We start from the raw sequence: 10,105 nt of genomic DNA, 5'->3' as shown, positions 1-10,105 counted from the left end.
CCACGCCCTCAAACAAGCCCTGAACAACCCCACCTACCACCCCACCACCTTGACACCCACAACATAGGAGCGCTGGTCCGCGGACCGGTCTCGATCGCCACTTCGACCGGTCTCGGTGAGGGGAAAGGAGGGGTGAGTCAGTCCTCCTTCTCGCCGCGCAGGACCCGCAAATGGCCGCGGCGGGTGATCTCCCCGTCTCCGAGCCCCGTGAGGTGATCGGGCAGGACATCGGGATCATGGGTGAGCGGGGAGGGCATGATGCCGCCGGGGCGTCCCGCGCGCTCCGCGGGACGGGCCGGGGGGCGGGGCGCGCGCGAGGCCTCTCGAACGGCGTCGGCCAGGGCGAGCAGGTCGTCCTCCGACGGCGGCGCGGGGGCGAACTCCGTGGCCAGCCGGATGATCTGCCAGCCCCGGGGAGCGTTGAACGACTCGACGTGCTTGGCGCACAGGTCGTAGGCCTCGGGCCGGCGTTCCGTGGACAGCGGGCCGATGACGATCGTGGAATCCGCGTAAACGCTGGTCAGCGTCGCAACGGCAGGGTTCTCGCAGCCGGGCCTCCGGCAGCTCCTCACATTCCTCACCAGCGCAGGTTATCGCGCCCGGCCGCCCGGAATCACTCCGGGCGGCGGCGGGGCGCTCGCCTCCGCCCCTCGGCCCGGCACGTATGGTGGCCGCGTGAGACGCTCCCGCTCCTTCCAGCCCCGAGGCCTCCCGGCGCCGGCCCCGAGATCGGCCAGGCGCCACCGGGACCGCCACGGGCACGGCTTGCGCGGCCCGCTCATGCCACCGGTGCTGCCGGCCTGGCGGACCCGCGCCGAGCGCTTCGATGCCCTCGTCATCGAGGTCGCCGATGACCTCGCCCGGCGCCACCCCTTCGTCGCGGGCGTGCAGTTCGCCGTCGAGGAGGTGCCCCCCTCCGACCCCGCCCCCTGGGAGCCGGGGGTCGTCCTGGGCCGCGGCTTCGCGCCGGAGCCACGGGCGGGGCTGCCCGGGCGGGTGGTGGTCTATCGTCGACCCGTGGTCTCACGGACCCGTGACATCACCGAGCTGCGCGCGCTCGTGCGCCACGTCGTCGTCGAGCAGGTCTCGACGATGATGGGCCGCCGGCCCGAGGAGATCGACCCGGACTTCTTCTGAGCGCCCGGCCCTGGCGCGGGCCGATGGCGCCGCTCGCGCCGGGGTCAGTCGAGGCTGATCCGCGTGGAGGTCTGAGAGGCGGAGTCCGGCATCACCGGTAGAACGGCGATGAGGGCGCCCGCCGCCTCCCCGGAGGCCTTGCGGGTGAGCAGCACGGCGGCGCTCAGGCCATCGGGGTCGGCGGCGCTGAGCCGCACGGCGCTCACCCCGGTCGGCACTTGGGCCGTCGCACTCGCACCCGCGGGGATGTCGACGGTGGTGGACCATGATCCATCGGGACTGGCCAGCGCCACGGTTCTGGCCTCGTTCGCCGTCGAGGAGATGACGAGCCCCGGCGAGACGCCATCGCGAGGCAGGAGGGCCGTCGCCGAGGCCAGGGCCCCGGGCGCGGCCGCCTGGCTCCAGGCGACGTCGTGAACGAGGGAGCCGGAACCGGCGGGCAGCTCGCCGCCGACGCGGACCATCCTGGCGGCTGCGCTGACGGGGGCGTCGGACGTGACCTGGATGCCGTAGACGCCGGGATCGATGCCGGTCAGGGTGATGTCGAAGACGGAGCCGGGGTCGATGGGGACGGCCTGGGCGCCGGGCAGCGGGGAGGGACCGGCGCTGCCTGACAGCATGACGGAGACAGTGGCCGGCGAATCCCCGGGGTTGACCACGCGCAGGACGGGCTCGTCGGAGGACGTCGCCCCGCTGACGGCCTCGGAGCCCTGCTCGGCGGCCTTCGCCGTGGCGACGACGGGGATGGTCTGCTCGGTGGCGGGCGAGGCGCCCGGGGTGAGCATCTCCACCCCGGCGGGGGTCTCGCCGTCGAGGCCCTCGGTGACGAGTGCGGGGACGACGCTCCCGCCGTCGGACTCGACGGACAGGGCGATCCTGGGGTCTGCGGCGCCGGCCGACTCCAGGAGGAGCGAGGAGGTCTTGCCCGGCTCGACGACGACCTCGCCGTTGGACGGCAGGGAGATCGCGCCGGCCGAGCCGTAGAGGCGCACATGGGCGGTCACGGTGGTGACGCCGGGGTTGGTCAGGCGCAACTCGGCGGAGGAGCCGAGGGCGGTCGAGCCCCCGACGATCCAAGCCGCGGAGCGCGCGGGCGAGCAGGGCGCGACCGCCAGCCCGCGCAGGTCCCCGGCGTCGGCGACGGAGATGGCGGCGCCCGCGGCGCCCGCGGGCCGACCGTCATCGGAGGGGGAGACGGTGAGGATGCCGCCGCCGGAGCCCTGGGCACCGGTGAGGGTCGCGGGCGTGGAGGACGTGGCGCTCACGGCCCTGCCCGCGTAGGTCAGCGAGGCGGGCGGGCCCACAGGGGTGATGGTGGTGGTCGAGACGGCCTGCCGCACGTCGATGCCGCCGAGGGTGTTGGCGGGGGCGGCGGGGCAGCCGTAGGTCACGACCCCGGCGGGCGCATCGATATCGGCGGCGCCGACCTCCTGGGTGGGCGCGGCGGGGGCGGGGCCGGTCCAGGCCGTCAGGGCGACGGCGCCCGCGGCGAGGAGCGCCCCGGCGCCCAGTCCGGCGGCGCGTCGTGCCGGGCCCGGCCCGGGACTGGGGCGGGGGCTCATGCGTACCTCCTGCGGCGCAGCGGGAGTGCGGCCAGGGCGGTGACCGCCCAGACCGTCATGATGGAGGCGGCCAGGATCCGCCCGTCGAGTGAGGAGTGGGCGAGGGTGAGCTCGCCGCCCTGAGCGGGCACGAGGAAGGCCTGCTGCCACTGGCCCCGGCCGTCGGTCCGGGTGGTGGCCTGGAGCGGCCGGCCGTTGAGGGTGGCGGTCCAGAGCGGGTCGGCGCGCTCGGCGAGCACGAGGACGCGGTCTCCCCCGGAGGCGGAGGCGGGGATGGTCGTGGTGGTGCCCAGGCCGGTGAAGGGCACGGTGGTCGCGCTCCCACCATCGCCGCCCGCGGCCTCCAGGAGGACGGCTCGGGCCGATTGCGCCGCGTCGCCGGGGCTGACGCGCCAGGCGACGCCGGCCTCCGTGCGCGCGAGCTCCTCCAGGCCGGGGGTGGAGGCCAGGCCCGCGCGTGCGGTGGCCGTGGTCTCATCGCCCTGCCGGGGGATCAGCAGGACGACGCCGATGCCGTGCGCCGAGAGCTCGTCGGCGGCGGTCCCGCCCTGCCCCGCGACGGTGTCGGCGATGGCCGCCGCCAGTGAGGCGTCGGCGGGGTCGGTGAGGTCCACGGCCTCGCCCGCGGCGGAGTCGGCCTGAGCGGACGGGGCGGAGCGGTTGTCGAGGCGGGCGCCGGTGGGCTCGGGCAGCACGTCGGTGAGCAGGAGGCCGTCACCGCGCCAGAGGGAGGCGGTCAGCGCCGATCCGTCGCCGGTCCCGGTCGAGCCCAGGACGAGGACTCGGTTGGCCTCGGGGGCGCGCTGGAGCTCGCGGGCGATGAGCGGGATCTGCTGGGCCGCCGACCGCAGGGCCATGAGGGGGGCGCCCGGGTTGATGGCCCGCGCCTGGCCGGGAACGCGGTCGCCATGCGCGATGGCGAGGGCCCATCCGCCGCCGAGCAGCAGGGGCGGGGCGAGGACCAGCGCGCAGGCCATGGGCGCGGCGATCTGGAACCACCCGTGCGAGCGCTGGACCAGGGCGGAGCGCGCGGCGTCGGCCCCGGCCAGGGCCGCGGCGAGCATCCCGGCCAGGGCGAGGCTCTGCGCGGCGCCCGGCCAGCCGGTCACGGTCATGCGCGCGCCGCTGGGCGCAGCGCCGATGCCGATGACGGTGCCGGTGGTGACGACGGCGAGGGAGAGGGCCCCGAGTGCCGCGAGAACGCCCGCGCGGGCCCCGGTGCCCCGGCGCCCGGAGGCCAGCAGGCCGACGAGGGCGAGGAGCGGGACGACCGAGAGCAGGAGGCGGACGGCCAGGAGCGCGTGCCCTCCCGGGATGAGCGAGGCGAGGTCGATGGGCGAGCCGAGGAGGAGGTCTGCGCGGCCGGGCGCGGGGGTGATCACGGGCGCGCCGGGCTCGGCGAGGAGGAGGCGCCGCGCCGCCGCGCCGCCGCCCTCCTCATGCAGCTGCCAGGCGCGCCACCACACCGGCGCCGGCGTGATGATGGCCGGGACGAGGGTGAGTAGGAGGCGTCGCGCCCCTCCGGCCGCCCGGTGGGGGCCGCGCGCCCGACCGAGGGCCTTGGCGGCGATGAGCAGGAGGAGCAGTGGGACGATGACGCCGGCGGTCGCGGGCGCTGCCGCGGTGATGGCGGCCAGGAGGAGCCCGGCGACGGCGGCGGCCGTCGGAGAGCCGGGGCCGTAGTGCTCGGTGGAGGCGGTGGCCCGGGCCGTGGCTGCGGAGCGCCGGATCCCGGCGGCGAGGCGCTCGGACAGCGGCGGCCTCGGCGGGGCGTCGACGGCGGACTCATCACCGGCGTCCTCGGCGTCATCCGCCTCGGCCCCATCCTCGTCGGGGCTGGGATCATCCGGGGCGCCAATGCCCTCAGCGCCCTGAGGGGACCGCTCCGCGTCCTCAGCGGACTCGCCGGCCTCCTCCCCGGTGGCGCCGTCCGACTCCGGGCGGGAGTCGTCGGAGGCCTCAGCCGCCCCGAGCTCCCCGAGCTCCCTGAGTTCCTCCATGCGGGCCGTGCTGATGCCCTCGGCGCGGGCGAGCTCGTCGTCGGAGACACGGTGGGCGCCCACGAGCCCGGAGAGCACGCGATCGCGGCGGTCGGCGCCGACGGCGCGGGCCAGCGCCACCAGCGCCCAGGGCAGGAGGAGGTGGACGGTGAGCGGGGCCAGGCGCCCCTGCCCGACGGCGAGCAGCAGGCTGGGCGCGGCCGCCCAGGTCAGGGCGGCCCAGGCGCGCAGGGCGATGCGGCGGGTGACGGTGCCCGCGGCGAACCAGGCGCCGGCTCCGGCGAGCGGCAGCGAGACGAGCAGGAGCAGGTGGACGAGCATGTCCCCACTGATCCCCACGGTGCCGGCCAGGGCCATCGGCAGCGAGAGGACGGCGAGGAAGGGCGTCATCGCCGTGGGGTAGCCATCGGCCGAGCCCGCCCAGGTGCTCCAGGCCGAGTCCCACATGACGCGCCAGTCCTCGCCGAGCGAGGCGAGCGCCCCGCCCATGACGGATCGGGCGGTGAGCACGTCGCTCAGGGCGGCCAGGCCGCAGACGGTGGTCAGGACCAGGATGATGCCCAAGGCGCGCCGACGGCGGGCGGCGAGGACCGCGAGCTCGCGAAGCTCCAGCTCGCTGGGCGCGGCGGCCCGGGCGAGGCGCTGACGCTCCTGGCGGCCCCGGTCCCTCCTGGCCGCACGGATCTCGGCGGGGTCGAGGTAGAGCTCGGCGAGCACGGCCCGCGGGACGGCGGTGAAGGAGGCCAGGCGCCGCCTGCCGCGGCGGATGCGGGCGGGCCGGGAGGCGACGGCGAGGGCGGCCGCCAGCTCGTCGCCGGCCATGCCCGGTTCCTTGGTGAGCAGGCGCCAGGCCCCTCGCCCCAGGGCGAGGAGGAGGATCCAGGCGAGCAGCGGCAGCAGGGGCCTGGTGGAGATCGTCGCCCAGGCGGCGAGCTGGGCTGTGCGGCGCGCCCGGAAGGAGCGGCTGGGATCCGCTGAGGCCGCTGGATCCGGGGCCTCGGCGGGCTCGGGGGGCTCGGCGTCCTCTCCCCGGGGGGCCGCGCCGGAATCGTCGCCGCCCGCCGGGGCGCTCCCGGTCCCCTTGAGGGCGCGCAGGCCGAGGTAGGTGGCGCGCCGATGCCGGATGACGGCGCCCGGGACGACGACGACCCTGTGCCCGGCCAGTCGCAGTGCGTGGGAGAGCTCGAGGCCCTCGGCGAGCAGGGGCATGTCGGGCGAGGCGCCTCCGACTCCCTCCCAGGCCCGGCGGGAGATGAGCGCGCCGGCGGTGCCCACGGCGAGCACGTCGCTGCGGTCGTCGTGCTGACCCTGGTCGATCTCACCGGAGACGATGTCGTTGGCCCGGCGCGCCGAGCCGGTGGCCCGCAGCCCGACCTCGAGGAGCAGGTCGGGGTTGTCCCAATCGACCTGCTTGGGGCCTGCCAGCGCGATCGAGCGGGCGGTGGTGACGGCCTGGAGGAGCTCGGCCAGGCAGTCGGGCTCCGGGGCGGAGTCGTCGTGGAGGAGCCAGAGCCATCGGGCGTCGGCGGGATCGAGGTCGAGGCCGAGGATCGGGCGGCCCTCGTCCTCGTCGCTGGCCTCCGGGCGCGGCCGGGCCGCGGCTCGCTCCTGGGCGAGGGCGAGGCCCCGGGCGACGGCGCCCCCGAGGGTGGGCGCGGCGGGGGCGCGCAGGATGCGCACGGCGGTGACGAGGTCGAGACCGGAGGCCTCCACGGCCTCCTCGACGGGGGTGCCGTCGCCCAGGCCGTTGGCGCGCGAGGCGACGTCGACGACGAGCACGGCGGCGGGGAGGGCGGTTTGCGCCGCGAGCGCGGCCAGCGTCCGGGGCAGGAAGGCGGTGACCCCCGCGGTCACGACGACGGCGAGGGTCTCATCCTGGGCACGGCCGACCCCGGCGCCGGGAGCGGTCTCGGCGCTCGAGGGGGCTTCGAGGCCCGGCCAGGTCATACGGCCCGGCGCTTGAGCTTGCGGCGCTCCCGCTCCGACAAGCCCCCCCAGATGCCGAAGCGCTCGTCATTGGCGAGGGCGTACTCGAGGCACTCCTCGCGGACCTCGCAGCTGGCGCACACGCGCTTGGCCTCGCGGGTGGATCCGCCCTTCTCCGGGAAGAAGGCCTCGGGATCGGTCTGGGCGCACAGCGCGCGCTCCTGCCACGGCAGCGGGCCGGACTCGTCCCCGCCCCCGAAGAGAAGGATGATCGCAGCGTCGTCAGCATCATCGGGCAGCGCCAGAGGCCCGTCGCCGAGGATGTTCCACACGATGGCTTCCCTTCGAAGAGGATCAAGTGATGAAACCAAACTACACGCCTGTAAGACCAGGTATCAAGCCGGGAAAGGCCACATGATCTGCTGAGACCGAGTTGAGACGCGCCACTCAACCCCGCAGATCACCCGCTGTTCTGCGGAAACCTCGCCACCCGGGCCTCGCTGGGAACCCTCAGAAGTGCCTCAACTCTGATTGAATCCGACTATGAACGACCCTCTCGCCCCGCTCCTCCCGACCTCAGCCGATGGCGATCGCCCCTGGCTGATCTGGTACGCGCCCCAGGAGCGCATCGAGCTGACGGGACGCGTGCTGGCGATGTGGTCGTCGAAGACCGCCGCCTTCCTCGACGCCGAGGCGGGCCGGGCGCCGCTCGTCCACTGCGCGCTGGATCCCCACTGGAGGACGGTGACCTGGTGGCTCGGGACCTGGCAGGCGGGGGGATGCGTCCTGGACGCCGGCGTCCCTGCGGCTGAGGATGCCGAAGCGCCCGATGTCAGCGTCGCCTTCTCCCCCGAGCGGCTCCGCCCGGACGCCGGCGTCCAGGCGCTCGTGGCCCGGGCCTCGCTCGCCCTGCGCTGGCCGGACGGGCTGCCCCCGCTGGTATGCGACGGCGTCGCAGACCTCATGGCCCACCCGGACTCCTTCCCCGCCCTCCCGGCGGCCCCCGGCGCGCCCGCGCTCATCGAGGCCACCGGAGCGCCCGGCGGGCCCGGCGCGGTGCGGAGCCTCGACCGGGGGGCGCTGGTCGACTCCCTGCCTCCCACCACGGGCTCGCCGGGGGCTCCCGGCGCGGCCCTCATCCGCCGCAGGACGACGCCGGCAGCGATGCGCGCCATCCTCGCCGCCTGGCGGGATGGGCGCACCGCCGCGCTCCTCGCACCGGACGCCGACGACGCGCTCGCCGCCTCGGCCGCCCGCCAGGAGGGAGCCGCCTGAGGGGTCAGGGCACGTCCGCCTGGACGACGCTCCCCTCGCCCTCGACGGAGAGCGCCCGCTCATCCGCGCCGACGAACAGCGCCTGGCCCCGCTCGAGGCGCTCGCGCCCCACCGTCGTCGAGACCTCCACGTGGCCGTCGATGCCGAGCAGGATGCGGGGACCGCGCCCGGGGACGCCCACGGCCCCGTCGGCCGCCGTCACATCGGTGACGAGCAGTTCGAAGTCGTCGACGGGCGCGTAGTAGGCGCGGGTGGCCCGCGAGAGGTACTCGGGGGCGGGGCGCACCGGTGGCGCGGCCACGTAGTCGACGCAGGCGAGCATCTCGGGGATGTCGATGTGCTTGGGGGTGAGCCCGGCCCGCAGGACGTTGTCGGAGGAGGCCATGATCTCCACGCCGAGCCCGCTGATGTAGGCGTGGACCGAGCCGGCGGGGACGAAGAGGGCCTCCCCCGGGTGCAGGGTCACCGGGTTGAGCAGGAGGGCGGCGGCGATGCCGGGGTCGCCGGGGAAGGCGCGGGCCATCTCCACCGCGTTGGCATCCGCGCGCCGCGACGGCGAGGCGCCGGAGTCCAGGCGGGCCGCGAGCTCGGCGACGAGCTCGTCGATCTCCTCGCCGCTGGGGCGGCTGTCCACGGAGACGATGTCGGTGAACACCTGGCGGATACCGAAGCGGCCGGGCGCCAGGCGCAGGGTCCGGCGCATGCGGCGGGCCAGCGGCGAGGAGAGCCCGGCCAGGACCTCGGCCACGCGGCGGGGGGCCCGGAAGCCCGCGACCGCCTCGAAGTCGGTCAGGGCCAGGACCATCTCGGGCTTGTGGTTGCGGTCCTTGTAGTTGCGCATGGGGCTGGCCAGGTCGATGCCCGCCCGCTCCTCGTCCTCGTAGCCCTCGACGGCCTGCCCGATGGAGGGGTGGACCTGGAGGGACAGGGCCCGCGCGGGGGCGATGATCTTGAGAAGGAAGGGCAGTCGGGGACCGAAGCAGAGCATGACGTCCTCGCCCAGGAGACGGGCCGGCTCGGCGCCGATCCGCTGAGCGAGGGTGTCCGGCCCCTCCCCCATGGCGGTGGGCCCGAGGGGATGGGCCCCGAGCCATTGCTCGGCCCAGGGCTCGCCGTCGGGCGCCTCCCCCAGCAGCTCGGGGATGGCGGAGCGGTGCCCCCAGTCGTACCTCTGCCGGAAGCCGTGGAGTCTCTCCATGGGCACACCGTAGTGGCAGCTCCGGCGGTTCTCACACAAGAGGGGGCCGGATGGTACACACTTGGGGACTATGCGAGGCATCATCCTGGCCGGCGGATCCGGCACGAGACTCAACCCGATCACCCTGGGCACTTCCAAGCAGCTGGTGCCGGTTTACGACAAGCCGATGATCTACTACCCGCTGTCGACCCTCATGCTGGCGGGCATCCAGGACGTCCTGGTCATCACCACCCCGCATGACGCCCCCAGCTTCCACCGCCTGCTGGGCGACGGCTCGCAGCTCGGCGTCAACCTGTCCTACGCGGTCCAGGAGGTCCCCAACGGGCTGGCGCAGGCCTTCGTGCTCGGCGCCGACTTCATCGGATCCGAGCCCGCCGCCCTGGTCCTGGGGGACAACATCTTCTACGGCCCCGGCATGGGCACCCAGCTGCGCCGCCACACCAGCCCCGACGGCGGAGTCGTCTACGCCTACCAGGTGGCCGATCCCACCGCCTACGGCGTCGTGGAGTTCGACGCCGACTTCAAGGCCGTCTCCATCGAGGAGAAGCCCGCCCGTCCCAAGTCCGACTACGCGGTGCCCGGCCTGTACTTCTACGACAACGACGTCGTGGCCATCGCCCGGGACCTCAAGCCCTCGGCCCGCGGCGAGTACGAGATCACCGATGTCAACCGCGCCTACCTGGAGGCCGGGCGCCTCACCGTGGAGGTCCTGCCCCGCGGCACCGCCTGGCTGGACACCGGCACCTTCGACTCGTTGGCGGACGCCACCTCCTTCATCCGCACCATCCAGCACCGCCAGGGCCTCAACATCGGCTGCCCGGAGGAGATCGCGTGGCGCATGGGCTTCATCGACGACGACGGCCTGCGCCGGCGCGCCGAGCCCCTGGTCAAGTCCGGCTACGGCCAGTACCTCCTCGACCTCCTGGCCCGCTCCTCGCACGGCAGCGCCGACCGTGCCTGAAGCCCGCTCGTCGCACTGACTGCCATGGACGGCGACATGACGAACG

General features: G+C 75.1%; 8 protein-coding genes. 3 read left to right on the top strand and 5 right to left on the bottom strand.

The window, feature by feature from the left end:
• Positions 1 to 137: 137 nt before the first annotated feature.
• Positions 138 to 581 carry a DUF3499 domain-containing protein gene (locus tag B1H55_RS04385; RefSeq protein WP_073451075.1) on the bottom strand — a complete coding sequence of 148 codons (444 nt, stop codon included), beginning with the start codon at positions 579 to 581 and terminating at the stop codon, positions 138 to 140.
• A 94-nt stretch (positions 582 to 675) separates the two neighbouring features.
• Between B1H55_RS04385 and B1H55_RS04380 the strand changes: the two genes are divergently transcribed.
• The gene (locus B1H55_RS04380; RefSeq protein ID WP_231952607.1) at positions 676 to 1,137 is read left to right on the top strand and encodes a metallopeptidase family protein; all 462 of its coding nucleotides are present in this window, start codon (positions 676 to 678) and stop codon (positions 1,135 to 1,137) included.
• Between the two features lie 44 nt (positions 1,138 to 1,181).
• Here the strand turns inward: B1H55_RS04380 and B1H55_RS04375 are convergent, their stop codons facing one another.
• From B1H55_RS04375 to B1H55_RS04365, 3 genes are read right to left on the bottom strand one after another with little or no spacing between them, the layout of a single operon-like run.
• Positions 1,182 to 2,699, bottom strand: coding sequence for a DUF5719 family protein (locus tag B1H55_RS04375; protein ID WP_080461604.1), 1,518 nt, complete (start codon positions 2,697 to 2,699; stop codon positions 1,182 to 1,184).
• Entirely contained in the window at positions 2,696 to 6,646 is a 3,951-nt protein-coding gene (locus B1H55_RS04370) for a glycosyltransferase (protein ID WP_080461603.1), read from the bottom strand. The genes B1H55_RS04375 and B1H55_RS04370 overlap by 4 nt, the downstream gene beginning before the upstream one ends.
• Entirely contained in the window at positions 6,643 to 6,897 is a 255-nt protein-coding gene (locus B1H55_RS04365; protein WP_188640695.1) for a WhiB family transcriptional regulator, read from the bottom strand. The genes B1H55_RS04370 and B1H55_RS04365 overlap by 4 nt, the downstream gene beginning before the upstream one ends.
• Positions 6,898 to 7,168: 271 nt before the next feature.
• Here B1H55_RS04365 and B1H55_RS04360 point away from each other — a divergent pair, with 271 nt between their 5' ends.
• Positions 7,169 to 7,900 (top strand): TIGR03089 family protein, encoded by a 732-nt coding sequence (locus B1H55_RS04360; RefSeq protein ID WP_077240238.1) that lies wholly within the window; start codon positions 7,169 to 7,171, stop codon positions 7,898 to 7,900.
• 4 nt (positions 7,901 to 7,904) lie between these two features.
• Here the strand turns inward: B1H55_RS04360 and manA are convergent, their stop codons facing one another.
• Positions 7,905 to 9,098 carry a mannose-6-phosphate isomerase, class I gene (gene manA / locus B1H55_RS04355; RefSeq protein WP_077240237.1) on the bottom strand — a complete coding sequence of 398 codons (1,194 nt, stop codon included), beginning with the start codon at positions 9,096 to 9,098 and terminating at the stop codon, positions 7,905 to 7,907.
• Positions 9,099 to 9,168: 70 nt separating this feature from the next.
• On the opposite strand from manA, the gene rfbA reads away from it, so the two are divergent.
• Complete coding sequence (rfbA, locus tag B1H55_RS04350; protein ID WP_077240236.1) at positions 9,169 to 10,059, top strand: glucose-1-phosphate thymidylyltransferase RfbA; 891 nt, start codon at positions 9,169 to 9,171, stop codon at positions 10,057 to 10,059.
• Positions 10,060 to 10,105: the final 46 nt, after the last annotated feature.

The sequence above is a fragment of the Actinomyces denticolens genome (assembly GCF_002072185.1).
GTDB classification, from domain to species: domain Bacteria; phylum Actinomycetota; class Actinomycetes; order Actinomycetales; family Actinomycetaceae; genus Actinomyces; species Actinomyces denticolens.
This window is presented reverse-complemented; position numbering and strand designations above follow the sequence as displayed.

Coding starts and splice junctions, on each gene's coding strand:
- B1H55_RS04375 (WP_080461604.1), bottom strand. CDS start 2,699: ATGAGCCCCCGCCCCAGTCCCGGGCCGGGCCCGGCACGACGCGCCGCC.
- B1H55_RS04370 (WP_080461603.1), bottom strand. CDS start 6,646: ATGACCTGGCCGGGCCTCGAAGCCCCCTCGAGCGCCGAGACCGCTCCC.
- B1H55_RS04360 (WP_077240238.1), top strand. CDS start 7,169: ATGAACGACCCTCTCGCCCCGCTCCTCCCGACCTCAGCCGATGGCGAT.
- manA (WP_077240237.1), bottom strand. CDS start 9,098: ATGGAGAGACTCCACGGCTTCCGGCAGAGGTACGACTGGGGGCACCGC.
- rfbA (WP_077240236.1), top strand. CDS start 9,169: ATGCGAGGCATCATCCTGGCCGGCGGATCCGGCACGAGACTCAACCCG.